Genomic DNA, 18090 nt, shown 5'->3' on the forward strand with positions numbered 1-18090 from the left:
GGGCTCCTCTTCTCGCCGACACCGGAGCGGCCTCCGCCCAGGAGTCGGTGGCTCCTCTTCTCGCCGGCCCCGGAGCGGCCTCCGTGCAGGATCCGCGGGCGGCGGTCGACGCTCTTGCCGGCTCCGCCGTGCCGTATCTGCTCGGTGTGCGGCACCACAGCCCCGCGCTCGCCGCGGCCGTGCCCGCGCTGCTGGACGCGGCCGGTGCCGAGGTGGTGTGTGTGGAGTTGCCGGCCGACTTCCAGCCGTGGCTGGTGCATCTGGGTGCGCCGGGCACCCTCGCGCCGGTCGCGCTCGCGGGCGCCGGGCAGGGCGGGCGGCTCGGTTTCTATCCGTTCGCCGACTTCTCCCCGGAGCTTGCCGCGGTCCGCTGGGCGCGGGAGCGGGGGGTGGAGGTCATCTGCTGCGATCTGCCGATGGCGGACGCGGGGTGGGGTGGTGGTGGAGACGCGGGGGAGGCGGTGACCGAGGGCGTGGGCGAGGTGGCCGGTCGGGGAATGCCCCCGGCCCCGGCCCCGGCCCCGTCTCCGTCCCCGTCCTCGTCCCCGTCCTCGTCCTCGTCCACAACTACCTCCTTCGCGTCGGCGCTCACCGCTGCCGGGACCGGCCGTGCCGGGGACGATCTGTGGGACCGGAGTGTGGAGGTGCGGGCCCCGGGTTGTGGGCCCGAGGCGTTGCGCCGGGCCGCGCTGGGGGTCGGCTGGGCGCTGCGCCAGGACGCCGAGTCGTCGGGCGGGGTGGACGCGGTGGACCTGGCGCGCGAGGCGCACATGCGGGACACCATCGCCCTCGCGGGGGCGGGTGGACGCCGGGTCGCCGCGGTGATCGGCGCCTTCCACGCCCCGGCGCTGGCCGGGCGGGAGCAGCAGCAGCCGCGGGCAGGGCAGGGGGCGCCGGTCGCCGACAGGGCACCCGGTGTGGCGCTGCCGGGGGACCCCTCCCCCGTCGTCACCTCCCTGGTCCCGTACTCGTTCGATCTGCTCGACTCCCGGTCCGGGTATCCCGCCGGGATCCGGGATCCGCGCTGGCAGCAGGCGGTGTTCGGCGCCGGGGGCGATCCCGTGCGGCTGCACGACGCCGCCGCCAGGGCGATCACCGGGGTGTGCCGGGAGCTGCGGGCGGCCGGGCACACGGCGGGGACGGGCGAAGCGCGGGAGACCCTCCGCGTCGCCTGTGACCTAGCCCGGCTGCGCGGGCTCCCGGCCCCGGGGCGGAGCGAGGTCCTCGAAGCGCTGACGGTGGTGATGGGCCAGGGCGAGCCGCTCGGCCGGGGGCGGGCGCTGGCGCGGGCCCTGGAAGTGGTTCTGGTCGGCACCGAGCGCGGCCGGGTCGCGCCGGGCACACCGCGTTCCGGGCTCGGCCCGTCCGTGGAGGCCGAACTCGCCGCCCTGCGGCTGCCGGGCCCCGACGACCCCGCGCCGCGCGAACTGCGGCTGGACCCGCTGCGTTCGGCCCTGGACCAGCGCCGCGAGATCCTGCTGCGCCGACTGGAGGTGTGCGGGGTGGGCTACGGCGAGCCGGTGGCGGTGGCCGGTACGGGGGACGCCGCCGCGCTCTCCTCGCGGTGGCGGCTGTCATGGGTGCCGTCCGTGCCGGTCCGGCTGGATCTGGCCGGGGTGCGCGGTGTGACGGCGGCGCTGGCGGCCGAGGGCACGCTGCGGGACGCGTTCCGCAGGAAGTCGGCCGACGGGGGGCCGACCTGTGCTCTCGTGCTGGCGGGGCTGCGGGACGCCGCGCGCTGCGATCTGCCCGCGCTGGTCGCGCAGCGGCTGGCCGAGGCCGCCGAGGTGCTGCCCGCGTCCGCGACGATCCCGGAGATCCTCACCGGGATGGATCTGCTGGAGGCACTGCGCCGGGGCCATCTGCCCGGCACGACGCCCGAGGGCGCGCGGGCGGCGGGGGCGCTCGCCGCGGATCTGCTGGAGTCGGCGGTGCGGTCCCTGCCGGGGCTGGCGGGCAGCGACGACCCGGAGGAGGCGGCGGCACTGGTCGCGCTCGCCGCCCGCGCCGGTGAACTGCGCCTGGGGCTGCGGATGGACGAGTCCCTGGCCGCCCTCGCGGACACCGCGTCCCCGCTGATCCAGGGCGCCGCCCTCGCCTGCCGGGTGCTGTTCGACCTGGACGACGCCGAGACGCTCGGCGCGAGGGCGGCCGGGTGGATCGACACGGCCACCGGTCCCGATGCCCGGCGCGCGCTGGCGCGCAGGCTCACCGGCCTGCTGACCGGGGCGGCGCCGCTGCTCCAGTCGGCGCCGACCGCGCTCGACCCGCTGCTCGACCGCATCGACTCGCTCGACGACCGGGGGTTCCTGGACCGCCTGCCCGCGCTGCGCGGCGGCTTCGACACCCTCACCCCGGCGGGCCGCGACCGGCTGCTGCACACGGTGACGGAACGGCTGGGCGACCGCCTCGACCTCGCGCTGGGCGCCTCCCCGGAGCTGCTGGCCCTGTGGACGGCGGCGGACGGGGCGGGGCGCGCGGCGGCGGAGTCGCTGTGGGCCACGGGGGTGGCTTCTTCTGAGGGATCCGGGGCTGAGGGGACCGGGGGCGGGGAAGTTGGTGGGGTCGGTGGTGCCGCTGGGGTCAGTGGTGCCGTTGAGGTCGCCGAGGCCGGTGAGGCCGGTGAGGCTGCGGAGGCCGGCCACCGCGGTGAGGCCAATAAGCCTGCGGAGGCAGGCGAGCCCGCTGACACCAGCAGGACCGCCGAGTCACCCCTGACACCACCCCAGCTCCCCACCCCCTCCGCCCCCCGCCTCTCGGCGGCGGACCGATGGCGGTTGCTCCTCGGCAGGGAGCACGACCGGCTCCCGGCCGACGCCCGTCGCTACGCGCACGCGCTGGACGAGCTGTACGGCAGGGGCCGCGGGGAGGGTTCCGCGGACCTGGGCCGGGAGGGCGGCAGTCGCGGCGGACAGGAGCTGTCCTTCCCGACGGCACGCGAGTGGGCCGAGGAACTCCAGGCGCTGTTCGGCGCGGAGGTGCGGGAGGAGGTGCTGGCACGCGCCGCCGACCAGGGGCGCAGCGACGTTCTGGCCGAACTCGACCCGGCGGCGGTGCGGCCGTCCGTGGATCTGCTGACGTCCGTGCTGTCACTGGCGGGCGGGATGCCGGAGGCACAGCTCGCCCGGCTGCGCCCGCTGGTGCGCCGACTGGTCGCGGAACTGGCCAAGGAGTTGGCCACCCGGACCCGTCCGGCACTGACCGGCCTCGCCACCCCTCGCCCGACCCGCCGTCCGGGGGGCCGGCTCGATCTGCCGCGCACCTTGCGGGCCAACCTCGTCCACGCCCGCAAGCGGGACGACGGCAGCACCCTGGTGATCCCGGAGCGGCCGGTGTTCAGCACCCGTTCGCGCAAGGAGGCGGACTGGCGGCTGATCCTGGTGGTCGATGTGTCCGGGTCCATGGAGGCGTCGGTGATCTGGTCGGCGCTGACCGCGGCCGTGCTCGGCGGGGTGCCGACGCTGAGCACGCACTTCCTGGCGTTCTCGACGGACGTGATCGATCTGACGGACCGGGTGGACGACCCGTTGTCCCTGCTGCTGGAGGTCAAGGTGGGCGGCGGCACCCATATCGCGGCCGGTCTGGCGCACGCCCGCTCCCTGGTGACGGTGCCGAGCCGGACCCTCGTGGTGACGGTGAGCGACTTCGAGGAGGGCTACCCGCTCGGCGGGCTGCTCGGCGAGGTACGGGCCCTCGCGGGTTCGGGGGTGCACCTGATGGGCTGCGCCGCGCTGGACGACGGCGGCACCCCGCGCTACTCCGTGCCCGTGGCCCAGCAGTTGGCCGCGGCCGGGATGCCGGTCGCCGCCCTCAGTCCCCTCGCCCTGGCCCGCTGGGTGGGCGATCGTCTCCGCGGAGAGTCCCGATGAGCGTGATGAGCGTTCCGGCGAGCCCGGAACTGCCCCCGGTCGCCGCCGAGGTGACCGCTGCCGCCGTGGAGGGTCTGACCTCCCGGCTGCGCAAGAAGCTGGACGCGGCCATCGAGACGTACGCGGCCCTCCCCGTCGTCGTCGCGGGAGCGGAGCGGCGCGTGCGGTGCGGCGAGGACGCGGAGGTGGTCCTCACCGTCGGCCCTTCGGGGGCGGTGACGGACGCCGGGCAGGCGGTGTGCAGTTGCCTGCTGGCGCCGAGATGCCTGCACCGGGCGGCGGTGCTGAGCGCGTGCCCGGTGGCCGACATCGACGCCGCGTCACCCACGGGGCAGCCGGGGGACGCCCCCGCACCCCCGCCGGCCACGACGACAGACAGGTCGGACACGTCAAAGGCGTCCGGCACGTCAGAGGCGTCCGGCACGTCCGTCACCCCACCCACCACCGCCCCGGAGCCGGTCACCACCACCCCCACCCCCCACCCACCCCTCACCCCCGCGCAACTGACCGCCGCCCACACCCTGTGGACGGCCGCGGCGGCGGTGCTGGCGGCCGGGGTGCCCGCTGCGGGGGCGGTCGCGCAGGCGGAGTTGCTGCGGGCCTCGCACTCGGCGCGGCTGGCCGGGCTGTACCGCGCGGAAGGCGCGGCACTGCGGGTGGTGCGCGGTCTGCGGGGCGCGCGTGCCCGGCACGAGGGTCACCGGCTGGCGGACCTGGTGGACAACCTGCGCGACCTCCTCCTGACCACGGCCCTGTTGACCGTCCGTCCGGAGCCCGACCCGGCGTGGATCGGTGCCGCCCGCCGCGCCTACCGCCCGGAGGGCGCGCTGCGTGTGCACGGGGTGTGCCGGGAGCCGGTGATCTCGGCCACCGGCTACGGCGGGGTGGTCACGCATGTGCTGACCGACGACGGGCGCTGGTTCAGCGTCGCGGACGTCAAGCCGGGCGGTTCCGCCCGTGCGCGCGGCGCCGCGCGGGCCACGGTCGCGCTGGGTTCGGGGAGCCTCGATCACGCCGGGCTCTCGCGGGGCGGGCTGCTGATCTCGGGGGCGACGCTGTCGCCGGACGGCCGTCTCGGGGCGGGCAAGGGGGTGCGGGCGACGCCGGTGGCGGGCCGGTCGTGGACCTCGGGGCCGATGGCCGCCCTGTTCGCCCGGCCGCTGTCGGAGGCCGTGGGGGACGGGAGCGGGTCGGCTCCGGTGGGAGATCCCGAGGAGCCGGGGCAACCGTCCGGCGGGCTGATCGGCTGCGATCTGGTCATCGTCGGGGCGTTCGACGACCATGTCCTCGCCCGGGAGTTGCCGCCCGACCGGACGACGGACCGGGAGGACGGCCTGCTGGTCCGCCTCCTGCCCGCCCTCGGCCACCCGGACCTGGCGCACACCGCGAACCTCCGCCGCCTGGGATCCCGTCCCGGCCTGCGGCTGCGGGTCGTCGGCCGTCCGGACCCCGACCGCGCGGCCACGCTCCGCCCGCTGGCCGTCGGCCCGCTGCCGGACCACGACACGACGACCCTGCGCCTCCCCGACGAGTGGCAGGGCCACGCCGACCTGGGCTACGACCGCCTGGAGGGCACCCATCTGCCACCCGCCGCCTCGCTGCCGCCGGAGACGGCCGGGTTCGCCCGTGTCCCGCCGGACCCGGTGGCGGAGGCACCGCTGTGGCGGCTGCGGCGGCTGGTGGAGGTCGCCGTGTCGGGTGGCCGACGGGCCGTCGCCCAGCCCGCCCGCGACGGCGACCGGGCCGGAAGCGCCGCGGCCCTGCGCCGGGTCGGCTTCCGCGCGGCGGCGGACCTGCTGACGGAACTGACCGCGGAGGCGGACCGCCGCGGCCGTGACGTCTTCGGCCGCACCGAGGAACCCGACCCGGCCGCCTACGCCCGCGCGTGGCTGGCGGCGGCGGTGTACCTCGGGGGGACGGAACGGGCGCTGGTGCGGGCTACGTGGCGGGGGCGGAGGGAGGTGTGACAAGGGTCTGAGGCACTCGGTCCCGCCCCGTGGCGGCCTCACCGCGAACCAGCCGCCCCGCCCCCTCGTTCACCCCCAGAAGAAGCCCCGTGCCTCGTCCACCTCAGGAAAGGGAGAGGTGGGGACAACCCGGCACGGGGCTTCGCTGGCTTCGCTACCTCGGGCCGATCGCCCCGGGGACGAGCGAGCGCAGCATCGCCTGGGTTTCGGGATCGGTGGAGAACAGCACGGTCCCTACCAGTCCACGCGTCAAGAGCACCTTGTAGCGGCTGCGGATCAGGCGGGAGAACTGTTCCGGTGCGGTGCCCTTCAGACTGCTGTCCTCGCACTTGCTCTGCCTGACAAGCCATCCGTCGTCCCGCCAGACAAGGTCGGGGCCGAGAATGATGCCGTTCCAGGCATACTCGAATCCCTGGGCCGTGTAGATGCAGCCGACTTGGCCGATGCCTGCCTCCTCGGTGGCCCAGAGGGACGCCGGCGGTCCGCCGGGCACCTCTTGGTCGCCCTGCACATTCCAGGGCCGACGCCAGTCCCCGATGACGATGTCGTCCTTGAGGGTGCCGTCCGGTCGTGGTCGGCTCCACGGCCAGCAGAACCCCGCGGTCATGCGGGCGGTGAAGCCGGCATCCTGCTGTGCGTGGAGGTACTCCTCCATCCGCAGTGGCGTGTCGGCGAGCAGCAACTCGAAGTTGGGCTCGGGTTCCCAGGGCACCGGCCCGCCGGGTGCCAGTCCCAGCAGACGCAGAACCCAGTTCTCGTAGGCACGGCTCCCGCCACAGCGGAACTGTTCGTCGAGATTGACATGGCGTACGACGCAGCCGCGCGCCTCGGCGGCCCCGTCGATGTCCCTGATGCTGCCCATCTCGTCGGGACGTACGACCTGGTGTTCGTCGAGCAGAAAAACCGGGACCCGGGCCGCGTCGATGAGCTGGGCCACTTGGCTTCGCCTGCTCAGCCGGACATCCGGGGAGCTGGAGGTGCCCTGGCGGTGTCGGATCCGATGCGCCTCGTCGCAGATGAGGACGTCAAGGCCGTTCTTCTCCATGCTGCCGAAATCCAGGAAGTAGCGGAAGAGCTTGCCCATCCCCTTGCGCTCCCGCTCGACGACATGGCGCAGTGTCCGGGTGAAGGACTTGGATCCGGTGGCGTGGATGACGCTTCGACTGCTGCGGCCGAGATGCCCCATCAGATGCAGGGCGATGAGGCTCTTGCCCGATCCCGGGCCTCCGGAGACCACGATGACTTCCTTGCGATCGGACTGCCGTGAGAGGGCAACCGCTCGCTTGACCAGCGAGAACGCGACCTGCTGCTCATCCATGAGGCGGAAGTTGCCTCCGTTGAGGATCTCGTCGGCGGCTGCTCGCATGAGCTGCCGGCCCGGGACGGCCGCGCTGCCCAGGAGTGCGTCGGCCTCCAGGGCTCCGTCGAGCGGCGAGATCTGGTTCTGCAGATGCCGGATCAACTCGCCTCGCGAGCTGCGGGTGAAGAGGTGCGCCCGCTCGTGGCCCTCGCCCAGCAGTTCGGCCACCCCCTGGTCCTCGGCGTTGTGGAGGTAGGCGACGCCGGTGACATGGGTGTCGTCACCGTCCAGCACGGCGGTGAAGTCCCGGAGGTAGTCGCAGTAGCGACGTACCTGTGCCACGGGATGGAGGTGGGCCCGGTAGCCGTACCCCGGGAGCCAGCAGAGGTCTGTCGTTCCGCCCACCAGCCTGGCCTCGCTCCACTGTTTGAGCTCGATCAGCACATACGAGGCTCTCCCCGTCTCCGGATGGGTTCCGGCCAGCACCGCGTCCACACGCAGGCTGCTGAACGGCAACTGGTGCTCCAGCAGGACCTCCACCTCCTCGAGGCCCGCGTCACACAGCACCTGGGCCAGTTCGGGAAGGCTGTTGCGCCACGCGCGGCGCTCGCTGCCCCCCGCCCCGCTGGAGATCGCCGTTCGGTACAGCTCCGCCAATCGCTCCTCCAGCAGCGAGGGGTCGGTACCGGCCAGAGCGCGGGCGGATGAGCGATAGAGGGCCACAGATGATCTCCGTACGGTCGCAGGCATGGCGGGGCCGGGCCGCCGCGCCACCGAAGGGAGGAGCGGCGGGGGCGGGTCCGGTCAGCGGGGCAGCGGCAGGCGGTACTCGTACTTGGTGACGCGCAGATCCTTCTCGGCCGGGGACCAGTTCTGGAAGTGGCTCACATTTCCCCCGCTCGTGACATAGTCGGAGCCTTGCTTGACGACGCTGATGTCGCTGACCACGTACAGATCCACCGTGTGCTGGGAATCGAGCGCATGAGTGACCTCATTGGCCGTCAGCTCCACGCTAGTGGCCGCGCCCGTCGTTCCTTTGACTTCGACACGGAGCTCCTCCCGCGCCCGCACGCAGCGCAAGTCATACGGCTTGCCCACCCGTTCGACGGTCCACCCCCGCTGTTCGTAGTGCGCGGCGGCCAGATCCTCGGCGTGCAACTCGACCGCCTTTCGCTTCCGGGGATCCGAGAGGAACCCCGTACCGGTTCCCCGGCTCGTGGGCCCTTTGGGCGCCTTGGGCGCGACGATCTGTTCAACTGGGAAAATCCGCAGGCGATCGAGAGGAATCTCCCGTTCTCGCTCCCAGTTCACCTCGACTTTCGCCGTGTCGAGCAGCGGCTGGGGATCCAGTCGGCGGAATACGCCCTTTCCTCGCCCAATGCCAGAAAGCCTGATGCCATCGCTGCCTTCCAGCCCCAAGGGGCCGCTCGCGGCGAGGGGTACGTCATGGACGGTGACCAGCGGCTCGATCCCGAAGCGCACCGGATACTTGACGGCGTTCTCCGCCTCCTCGTCGGGCCAGTGCGGCGCCCGACCCTCGTGGAAGCCCCCGCGAACCTCGCAGAGGACCAGCGTGATCCGGTGGGTGAGCCACTCGTCCAGTTGGACCCGGGGACCAACTCCCGTGGCCAGCACGGCGAAACGCGGTCGCGCCGACTCGTACTCGGGCCTCCACTCCGGAAACCCCCAGGACCGGCTTTCGATCCCGAACTCCAGATTGCGTTGAGAGCGGTCACTTTGACCGACATGCACCAGAACAAAAGACTCGTGTGTCACGCAAAAAATCATACAAGATTACTTGCGCAAGCATAGGCCAATGATTTCGACGTCTCGGCGCTCACGAGCCTCGAAAAACAGGGGTGGGAGTCGGCAATAGCGACTCCCACCCCGTCCTCATCGCCGTTGGCCGGCCGGACCTCGCATCAGACCCGGTCCGCCACGATCAGCAGATACTGGAAACTCCCGTTCTTATAGGCGTCCAGGAACGCGTCCTCGATCCCCGTCACCAGATGCTCCGCCTCCTTGCGCAGCTCCCAGTACGGGATCGTCGCCGCGGTGAGGTCCTCTACGTGGACCGGGACCAGGCGGTTGTGGGACATCGCGCGGAAGTACTCCGACCTGGGGTGGATGTCGCAGATGTAGTGCGCGTTGATCTGGGACACCTCGCGGGAGGCGCGTCCGTAGGTGTCGTTGTAGCAGCCGGTGATCGTGACGTACCGGCCGCCGCGGCGGAGCAGACGGGCGTGTTCGGCGAAGAGGAGTTCGAGTTCGACGTACATCGTGGACTCGTTGTTCCAGGACGCCGCGTACGCGCCGGTCTCGAAGCCGGTGTCCAGCATGTTGCGGTGGTGGTAGCGGACCTTGCCGTCGACGCCCCGCTTGCGGGCCATCTCGTTGGCGAACTCGTACTGCTTGGTGGAGATGGTGACGCCGTCGGTGTGGCAGCCGTAGCGGAGGTTGGCGACGATCGAGCCGCCGCCGCGACCGCAGCCGGCGTCGAAGACGCGGTCGGCGGGGGTCAGCGGGCCGAGGTGGGAGGCGAGCAGTTCGGCCTGGGCGTGCTCCAGGCGGTGCAGCTCGGTGGTGATTCGTTCCTTCCGCAGGGCCGGGTCGGGCTCGTCCAGCACCGAGCGGTCCGCGGCGCCGATGCCGTAGTGATGGTGGTACAGGTCATCGATCTTGCCGAGGTCGAGATTGACCGGGTTCTCCTCGGCGTTCCAGTAGTCCGCGACCCGCGTCTGGTAGACGGTCTGGGTCGGGATCTGGATCGAGGCGGCGGTCGCTTCACGGGCAGTGGTCAACGATGACTCCTCTGGACATTCCGGGCACCCCTGGCGCGCTCGGGCGCAGGGGGGCCACGGGTGATGGTGTTTCGGTGTGGTTCTGGTCGGGTCGCCGGGGTGTGGCTACCAGTAGTCGGGCAGGTGGTAGCGGGCGGTGTTGGTGGCGTGCCACTCGTGGTTGCCGGCCACCCAGGCCGCCAGGCCCTCGGCATAGCGCGCGACGACGGGGGACGTGGCGGCCAGCACCGCCGACTCCTCCTCGAAGGCGTCCATGATCTGGTTGTGGATCTCGACGGACCTCAGATACGCGTTCTTCAGTCCGCGGCCGTCGTTCGCCGCGACCACCTGCGGCAGATTGAGGTGGTCCGGGTCGCTCGCCAGTTCCTTGGTGAAGGAGTAGAGGTCGTTCATCAAGGTGGTGGCGTTGCTGGCCAGCGCCGTGATCCGCTGGATCTCGGGGCGGGCGTAGACCGGTTCGGGCAGTTCGTAGCCGTCCACGGCGTCCACCAGGGACAGACAGGGGCGGAAGTTGTTGAACTGCCGCATCACCACGTACTCCCAGATCCGCGGCATGTACCGGGTCTCCATCCAGGCGGCCTCGGCGAGATAGCCCATGTGGAGGCGGGCCATGTCGTGGACGAAGCGATTCGTCTGGCCCGGCGTGGCGAACGCGGCGTATTCCGCGAGGGCGTGGTGGTACGAGCGCAGCGGGCCGTCGGCGTCGAGGCCCGCCCGCCACTCGGCCTGGAGTTCCGGGACACCGTGGTACGGGTCGAGCGCGGACTGGGCGATGATCAGCGGGCCGCCCAGCCCCCGGCGGGAGCCGCCGCGCCCCTCGTCCTCCTCGCAGTAGCAGGAGTCCACCAGGTTCTCGGCGAGCAGCAGTTGGCCCGCGGCGGTGAGCCGGTCCAGGTCGAGGGCGCCCGGGTGCTGGAGGACCACGGCCCGGCCGAACTGGAAGTCCGCGAAGTCGCCCGTCCAGTGGGGCGGGAAGAGATCCAGGCTCCGCGCCCAGGTCTCCAGCCTGCGGTCGATCTCCGCCGCCTTCTCCGGATCGGCGGGCGCGACCTGACGGTGCCGCAGCCCCGGCACCACACCGGTACGGCGGGGCGCCGGACGCAGCCGCGCGGCGATGCTCGGCGGGCCGGGGAGGGTGTAGGCGGGGGTGGAGTCAGGGGTGGAGTCAGGGGTGGAGTCAGGGGCGGAGTCAGGGGCGGAATCAGGGGAAGGCGCAAGGGATTCGGATACGGGGAGCACCGGCGGCACAGGGGATACGGGGAGCACCGGGGATACGGGGAGCACCGGGGGCACAGGGGATACGGGGGATGCGGGGGATACGGCAGGTACAGGGGATTCCATCGGCTGCTTCCGCTCCCCGCTCAGTCGGCGGTCCGGCCGAGCTGGACGTGTTCCAGGACCCCCGCCGCGTCGGGGACCAGGATGGCGAGCGAGTAGTACGCCGTGACCAGGTAGTTGATGACCGCCTGTTCGTTGACGCCCATGAAGCGGACGTTCAGGCCGGGCTGGAACTCCTCCGGGATACCCGTCGGGTACAGGCCGACCACACCCTGGTCGGCCTCGCCGGTGCGCAGCGCGATGATGCTGGTGGTGTGATCGTCGCCGATCGGGATCTTGCCGCAGGGCAGGACCGGGACGCCGCGCCAGGCCGGGACCTCGTGGCCGTCGAGGGTCGCGGTGCCGGGGACCAGGCCGCGCCGGTTGCACTGGCGGAAGAACGCGGCGATGGCCTTCGGGTGGGCGAGGAAGACCTTGGTCTTGCGGCGCATGGAGAGCAGTTCGTCCATGTCGTCCGGGGTGGGCGGGCCGGTGAAGGTGCTGATGCGCTGGCCGTAGTCGATGTTGTGCAGCAGGCCGAACTCGCGGTTGTTGACCAGCTCCCACTCCTGGCGCTCGCGGATCTCCTCGACCGTGAGGCGGAGCTGCTGCTGGGTCTGGTCCATGGGGTCGTTGTAGAGGTCGGCGACGCGGCTGTGGACGCGCAGGACGGTCTGGGTGAGGGACAGCTCGTACTCGCGGGGGTTGAGTTCGTAGTCGACGAAGCCGCCCTGGATGGTCGGTTCGCCGACATGGCCGGCCTGGACGGGGACCTCGGCCTCGCCCTTGCGGTTGGCGGGCCTGCTCTGCCGCTCGGTGTACGCCTCCAGATGCGCGGCGAGGGACGGGGCGCGCTCGGTGAGGGAGCGGAACGCGCTCCAGGGCAGGGCGAGGACGACGCCCGCGGTGTCGGCCCGTACCGAGCTGGGCCACAGGGGGTCGGTGCGGCCGGCCACCTCGTCGCCGAGCTGGCCCCCGGCGGTGACGGTGCCGAGGATCTCCTCCTCGCCGTACCGGCCGCTGGTGAAGCGGGTGAAGCGGCCGTGGACGATGAGGTACGTCTCCGCCACGGGCCGCCCGGCCTCGAAGAGCACCTCCCCGGCGCGCACCTCCCGGGGGCGGAAGCCCGCCGCCAGTTCGCGCAGGACGGCGGCGTCCTCGTAGCCGCGCAGGACGGGCAGTTCGGTGAGGGTCTCGGGGACGACCCGGATGTCGTCGGCGCCGTTGTGCTCGAAGAGGACCCGGCCGCGGCCGGTGCGGAGCTGGAGCCGGCGGTTGACCCGGTAGGTGCCGCCCTTCACATCCACCCAGGGCAGCGACTTCAGCAGCCATCGTGAGGTGATGGCCTGCATCTGGGGCTGGGACTTGGTGGTGGTGGTGAGTTGGCGCGCCGCCTGGGTGCTCAGACTGGTCGGCTGCCCGTCGGGGGCGGGGACGGGCTCTTCGACGACGGAACCGGTGCTGCTGCCCGGTGTGGACACATGCCCTCCAGCGAGGCGGAGAAGAGGAGAAGGGGAGAAGAGAAGAAGGGGAGAAAAGACAAGGGGCAGGGACGGGGCGGTGGTGGCGCGCGGGGGGTGAAAGGAAGGGGGGAGGAGTGAGCCGGTGGTGCGCGCTCCGCACAGACAGCCAAACAGGTCGGACGATCATCGGGTAAGGCGCGAAAGAGGGCGCATCGCGCGCGGGGTGCGCAAACCCGCCTCTTGCGTCAAACGACCGGCGCGCGCCGCCGTTCGCGCCCCTTTACCACTCCACTCATGGGTTTCACGCCCTTGCCTTCACCCATACGAGTGCATCGCTTCCCTCACAGGGGTGAATCAACGGCCTACTGGCGCGTCTCTCAGTAATGCTCTGGGGAGAGGTGGAGACATGGTCCCCTCCTCGGGGCCCGCCCCACCCGTGCCATCGGGCCGCCCAGGCGGCGCGCCGCCGTGCCCTCCATCCCCACAGTGATATGCGTCACCTTCCAGCCGCCACCTTCCCGCCATACCGCCCTCTGCGTCCCGGCCGTCCCCTCCGCACCCCTCCGCCCCTCTCGCCACACCCGCCTCTCGCTTCCCTCGCTCCAGCAGGTCAGCGCGGGCGGGCGGGTCGGGGCGGGCGGGTGCCGGGGTTCGGGCCGGCGGGCGCCCGGTGCGGCGAACGGCAAGCGACGATCTGTCAAAAGGGCTGTGTAAGGGGTGTGTTGAACATGCGTTTAGACCCCGAACAGGGGCTCTTGGGAGCACATGTGCGGTGGTAGCATTCCGGCGTTCGCGACCTTGATCCACTCGGGTCGGGCGCCATTTCGAAGTCGGCCGGCTCGCCGTGCACAGCGGTCACGCGGTGCCATGCGGTGCCACGCGGCAGTGCCACGCAGTTCCTGGGGGATGGCTGCGGATCATCGCGAGGTGAGTCGGGCCGGTGTCTGCTGCCACGCGCCGGGAAAGGTTTCCATGATTCGAGACGTGCTCATATGGTGCCTGGCTGCCCTCGCGGCCATAGCCGTCGCCGCGGCCGTCGTGCTGTATGTACGGAACAGGGCCGTGGGGGTGAAGCGGGGGCAGCTCGAAGCCGCGCTGACCCAGTTGCACGGCGACTCGGAGAACGAGATCCAGCGGCTGCGGAGCGAGGTCTTCAAGCTCCGCCAGGAGCAGGACGACGTCATCAGCGAGGCCGAGCGCTCGGCCGAGGACCGCACCAAGGCGGTGCTGAAGGGCGCGGCGCGGTTCCTCCAGAGCCTCGCCGCCGAGCAGACGACCGTGCTCGACGACATCCAGCGCAAGTACGGCGGGCACTCGGTGCTCACCGATCTGCTCGACGTCCACCACGCCAACGCGCAGATGGCGCGCAAGGCGCAGGGCATCGCGGTGATGTGCGGGGCGCCGATCGGGCGCCGGCCGCGGCCCGCGAGCGTGTACGACGTGGTGCGCAGCGCCCAGGGGCAGATCCGCAACTTCCAGCGGGTCGAGATCATGCAGCACAGCGGGATCGCGCTGAAGGCCGCCGCGGTCGCCCCGGTCGCGCTGACCGTCGCCGAACTGCTCGACAACGCGGCCAGCTTCTCCCAGCAGGACGCCCCGATCGAGGTCACCTTCCAGCGGGTCCAGAACAGCGTCTGCATCGTGATCGACGACGCCGGTGTCGGTATGAACGACGAGGACCGGCAGTCCGCCACCCTGCTGCTCGCCGGGGACGATCTGCCCCGGCTCTCGCAGCTCGGCAACCAGCCCAAGTTCGGCTTCCCCGTCATCGGTCTGCTCGCCCGTCAGCACGGATTCAATGTCGATGTCACCGGTGTCTCCCGGTACGGCGGTGTCCGCGCCGTCGTCCGACTGCCCGAGGAGCTGTGGACCATGGAGGAGACAGTCCCGCCGGCCGGCCCCGAGAACCACAGCAACGAGGCGCCGGTCAGCAGCATCCGGCCGCACACCGAGGTCCCGCGGATCGGTGGCCGTACCGCCCACGGGCTGCCCAAGCGCGGGGCGCGCAAGGCGCCGCTGGCCGGGTTCGGCGATGCCAATGGCAGTGGCGGTGAGGCGTCCGCGCCGCGGCGCGGGCTGTCCGGCGGCCGGGGGCTGGGCGCGTTCCAGCGCGGTTCGATGTCCGGCCGCGACCTCTCCGCTCCGTCGCCCGAAGGGTCCGAAGACGTATGACCACTGCTGACCTGTCGTGGATGGTCAAGGACATCGTGGACAACGTGCCGCGGGCGCGGCACGCCGTGGTGCTCTCGGCCGACGGTCTGCCACGCGGGGCCACCGACGGGCTGACCGAGCGCGATGTGCGGGCGGTGTCCGCGGCCATGGCCGGGATGCAGTCGCTCAGCCGGGCGGCGGCCGGGTTCGCCGGTCCCGCGGACGTGGTGCGCTGGAACCAGACCATCGTGGAGTTCGCGCACGGCTGGATCTTTCTGATCGCGGCCGGGGACGGGGCCTATCTGGCCGCCGCCGCGGATCCCGATGTCGACATCGAGCAGATCTCGTACCGGATGAACCGGCTGGTGGCGCGGCTCGGGGACAGTCTGACCTCGGCGCCCCGGGTGAACCCCGGGGATCTGCTGCGCGAGGACGGCGAGCGGGGGCTGCACGACGGCACGGGCGGCCCGGCGTTCGTGATCCCGGAGCTGGACAAGGTGATCGGGGAGGTGCCGGGCGCGCTGCACGCCGTGCTGCTGGGGGTCAACGGGCTGCCCCGGGGCGCGTCCTCGGGGATGGGCCAGGACCTGGCCGACCGGATCGCGGCGGCCATGATGGGCCTGCACGCCTACAGCCGGGCCACCTCGCCGTTCACCGGGGGTCTCGACGACCCGCGGTGGCGGCAGACGGTGATCGAGTTCCAGCACGGCTGGGTCTTTCTGATCGCCGCGGGCGACGGCGCCTATCTGGCGGCGTCCGCCCGGCACGACTGTGACATCGAGGAGTTCACTACTCGTCTACAGGACGTGGTGCCCGCCCTGACCGGGGCATCGCGGGGAGGGACGGTCGGACATGCATGACGATCCGGATCTGGAGATCGAGCTGACCTCCGATTTAGTTCCTCTGTTCGTGATCACCAAGGGGCGTTCGCTGCCTCCGGAGCACGAGTACGGGCACACCACGCTCGTCACCGCGAAGGAGGGGGCGCCGGCCGCGGCCCGCACCCTGTCGCCGGAGGCGCGTCAGGTCATGGACCTGGTCGCCAACGGGTTCCTGTCCGTCGCCGAGGTGGCGGCGCACACCCGGCTGCCGGTGGGCATCGTACGGATCCTGCTGGCGCAGATGGACGACGCGGGGCTGATTCTCGTCCGGCCGCCCATACCGCGGGCCGAGCGACCCGACCGCGAACTGCTCAGCGCCGTCATCAGTGGCCTGCAGACGAAATTCGGAGCCTGACCCTTGTCCGTGTACCTGGAACCCAATGTCTCCCACGCGGTGAAGATCCTCATCGTGGGTCATTTCGGCGTGGGCAAGACCACCTGTATCGGCTCCATCTCCGAGATTCCGCCGTTGCAGACCGAGGAGGAGATCACCGAGGCCAGTGTCGGCGTCGACGATCTCTCGGGCACGCCGGACAAGAAGACCACCACCGTGGCCATGGACTTCGGCCGCCTGACCCTGAGCGATCAGCTCGTCCTCTATCTCTTCGGTACGCCGGGACAAGAGCGTTTCAAGGAGATGTGGGAGGAGCTGTCGCGGGGCGCGCTGGGCGCCCTGGTGCTGGTCGACCCGGAGCGGCTGCACGAGAGCTTCGCGGTGCTGGACCTGGTCGAGCAGTTCGGTCTGACGTACGCGATCGGCGTCAACCGGTTCGACGGCACGCCGGACTATCCGTACGAGGAAGTCCGCGAGGCGCTGAACCTCTCCCGTGAGACCCCGATCGTGCACTGCGACGTGCGCGACGAGCAGTCGTCGGCACAGGCGCTCATCGCGCTGGTGAAACACCTCATGTCCATCCTCGGCTAGGAGCCAGGCATGCAGCACCACCACCACGACATACCGCCCGGTTGCCCCGCGCACGCGACCCACCGGCTGTACGGCCCGGAGTTCGGCGCGGACCCCGAGGGCCACTACGCCCATCTGCGCTCCCTCGGTCCCAGCGCGACCGTCGACATCGCCCCGGACGTCCAGGTCGAGCTGGTCACCGGGTACGACGACGCGCTGTCCCTCCTCCAGCACCCGGAGCTGTTCGTCCGGGACTCGCGGCGCTGGAACGCGCTGCGGGAGGGCCGGGTGCCGCAGGACAGCCCGGCGCTGCCGATGATGGGCTACCGGCCCAACGCGCTGTTCGCGGACGGGGCGGCGCACGCCCGGCTGCGGCAGGCGGTCACGGACTCGCTGGCCACGGTCAACGAACTCCAGCTCGCCCGGCAGGTGCAGCAGTCCGCCGACTATCTGATCAGCGTGTTCAGCACGCGTGGTCAGGCGGAGCTGATGGCGGACTACGCGGGGCCGCTGCCGCTGCTGGTGTTCAGCGATCTGTTCGGCTGTACCCGGGAGATCGGTGACCGGGTGATCGTCGGCACCACCGGCATCTTCGAGGGCACCCCGGGCGCCGACGAGGTGCTGGGCGGGGCGCTCGCCGAGCTGATCGCCCTGAAGCGCAGCACCCCCGGCCCGGACCTGACCACCCGTCTGATGCTGCACCCGGCGGGCCTGACGGACGAGGAGGTGCTCCACCAGCTCGTGACCCTGCTCTCCGGCGGCACCACCCCCACCGCCGCGACCATCGGCACCAGCACCGCGCTGTATCTCAGCGAGGACTGGCAGGTCGGCCTGCCGGTGGAGGACGCGGTCGCCAAGACCCTGTGGAACTACGCGCCGATCGCCAACTACGCGGCGCACTACCCGGTCCAGGACGTCGATCTGGGCGGGCGGATCCTGCGCGAGAACGACCCGGTGCTGGTCTCCTTCGCGGCGGCCAACACCGACCCCAAGCTGAGCGAGCACCGCGAGCAGCTCAGCGCCAAGGCGCATCTGGCGTTCGGCGCCGGGCCGCACGCCTGCCCGGCGAAGGACCCGGCCTTCATGATCGCGGTGAAGGCGGTGGAGACGCTCTCCAACCGGCTGCCGGACATCGAGATGCGGGTGGCGTTCAAGGAGCTGGCGTGGGTGCCGGCGCCGTGGAGCCGTTCGCTGGTGACGCTGCCGGTGCGGTTCGGCCCGCGGACCCTGCGCTCGGCGGCGCAGACGACCGCGCGCGCCCAGTCGGCGGAGGGTGCTGCGGCGCCCCGTCCGGCGGGGTCGAGCCCCCGTCCGGCGGCACCGGCGGCGGGCAAGCAGGGCCTGTTCAGCCGGTTCCTGGCATGGACCAGGGGAGAGTGATCCAGGTAACCGAATAAGAGCACCGTGTTATTGGATGCTTCAAACACCACCCGGGTA

12 protein-coding genes are annotated in these 18090 nt (G+C 71.7%); 7 read left to right on the forward strand and 5 right to left on the reverse strand.

Annotation, left to right across the window (positions count from 1 at the left end):
* Positions 1–83: 83 nt before the first annotated feature.
* Both AB0O01_RS30090 and AB0O01_RS30095 read left to right on the forward strand, forming a co-directional pair.
* On the forward strand, positions 84–3869 hold the full coding sequence (locus AB0O01_RS30090; RefSeq protein WP_365318383.1) for a DUF5682 family protein: 3786 nt from the start codon (positions 84–86) through the stop codon (positions 3867–3869).
* The gene (locus AB0O01_RS30095) at positions 3866–5836 is read left to right on the forward strand and encodes a hypothetical protein (protein ID WP_365318234.1); all 1971 of its coding nucleotides are present in this window, start codon (positions 3866–3868) and stop codon (positions 5834–5836) included. Before AB0O01_RS30090 ends, AB0O01_RS30095 begins: the two co-directional genes overlap by 4 nt.
* A gap of 154 nt (positions 5837–5990) precedes the next feature.
* Here the strand turns inward: AB0O01_RS30095 and AB0O01_RS30100 are convergent, their stop codons facing one another.
* From AB0O01_RS30100 to AB0O01_RS30120, 5 genes are all read right to left on the reverse strand, one after another.
* A complete protein-coding gene (locus AB0O01_RS30100; protein ID WP_365318238.1) occupies positions 5991–7859 on the reverse strand; it encodes a DUF2075 domain-containing protein in 1869 nt (622 codons plus the stop codon).
* A gap of 81 nt (positions 7860–7940) precedes the next feature.
* The gene (locus tag AB0O01_RS30105; RefSeq protein WP_365318239.1) at positions 7941–8912 is read right to left on the reverse strand and encodes a DUF3883 domain-containing protein; all 972 of its coding nucleotides are present in this window, start codon (positions 8910–8912) and stop codon (positions 7941–7943) included.
* 146 nt (positions 8913–9058) lie between these two features.
* On the reverse strand, positions 9059–9937 hold the full coding sequence (locus AB0O01_RS30110; RefSeq protein WP_365318241.1) for a geranyl diphosphate 2-C-methyltransferase: 879 nt from the start codon (positions 9935–9937) through the stop codon (positions 9059–9061).
* 105 nt (positions 9938–10042) lie between these two features.
* A complete protein-coding gene (locus tag AB0O01_RS30115) occupies positions 10043–11053 on the reverse strand; it encodes a family 2 encapsulin nanocompartment cargo protein terpene cyclase (RefSeq protein ID WP_365318385.1) in 1011 nt (336 codons plus the stop codon).
* Between the two features lie 245 nt (positions 11054–11298).
* Entirely contained in the window at positions 11299–12735 is a 1437-nt protein-coding gene (locus AB0O01_RS30120) for a family 2B encapsulin nanocompartment shell protein (protein WP_365318243.1), read from the reverse strand.
* Positions 12736–13707: 972 nt separating this feature from the next.
* On the opposite strand from AB0O01_RS30120, the gene AB0O01_RS30125 reads away from it, so the two are divergent.
* From AB0O01_RS30125 to AB0O01_RS30145, 5 genes are read left to right on the forward strand one after another with little or no spacing between them, the layout of a single operon-like run.
* Positions 13708–14889 carry an ATP-binding protein gene (locus AB0O01_RS30125; RefSeq protein ID WP_365318387.1) on the forward strand — a complete coding sequence of 394 codons (1182 nt, stop codon included), beginning with the start codon at positions 13708–13710 and terminating at the stop codon, positions 14887–14889.
* A 20-nt stretch (positions 14890–14909) separates the two neighbouring features.
* Positions 14910–15728 carry a roadblock/LC7 domain-containing protein gene (locus tag AB0O01_RS30130; protein ID WP_365318388.1) on the forward strand — a complete coding sequence of 273 codons (819 nt, stop codon included), beginning with the start codon at positions 14910–14912 and terminating at the stop codon, positions 15726–15728.
* Positions 15721–16104, forward strand: a complete 384-nt coding sequence (locus tag AB0O01_RS30135) for a DUF742 domain-containing protein (RefSeq protein ID WP_355740500.1) — start codon at positions 15721–15723, stop codon at positions 16102–16104. Before AB0O01_RS30130 ends, AB0O01_RS30135 begins: the two co-directional genes overlap by 8 nt.
* 9 nt (positions 16105–16113) lie before the next feature.
* A complete protein-coding gene (locus AB0O01_RS30140) occupies positions 16114–16674 on the forward strand; it encodes an ATP/GTP-binding protein (protein ID WP_365318390.1) in 561 nt (186 codons plus the stop codon).
* A gap of 9 nt (positions 16675–16683) precedes the next feature.
* The gene (locus AB0O01_RS30145) at positions 16684–18033 is read left to right on the forward strand and encodes a cytochrome P450 (RefSeq protein WP_365318245.1); all 1350 of its coding nucleotides are present in this window, start codon (positions 16684–16686) and stop codon (positions 18031–18033) included.
* The last annotated feature ends 57 nt before the right edge of the window (positions 18034–18090 follow it).

This window comes from Streptomyces sp. NPDC093252 (genome assembly GCF_040683675.1).
GTDB lineage: Bacteria > Actinomycetota > Actinomycetes > Streptomycetales > Streptomycetaceae > Streptomyces.

Coding starts and splice junctions, on each gene's coding strand:
- AB0O01_RS30130 (WP_365318388.1), top strand. CDS start 14,910: ATGGTCAAGGACATCGTGGACAACGTGCCGCGGGCGCGGCACGCCGTG.
- AB0O01_RS30145 (WP_365318245.1), top strand. CDS start 16,684: ATGCAGCACCACCACCACGACATACCGCCCGGTTGCCCCGCGCACGCG.
- AB0O01_RS30095 (WP_365318234.1), top strand. CDS start 3,866: ATGAGCGTGATGAGCGTTCCGGCGAGCCCGGAACTGCCCCCGGTCGCC.
- AB0O01_RS30135 (WP_355740500.1), top strand. CDS start 15,721: ATGCATGACGATCCGGATCTGGAGATCGAGCTGACCTCCGATTTAGTT.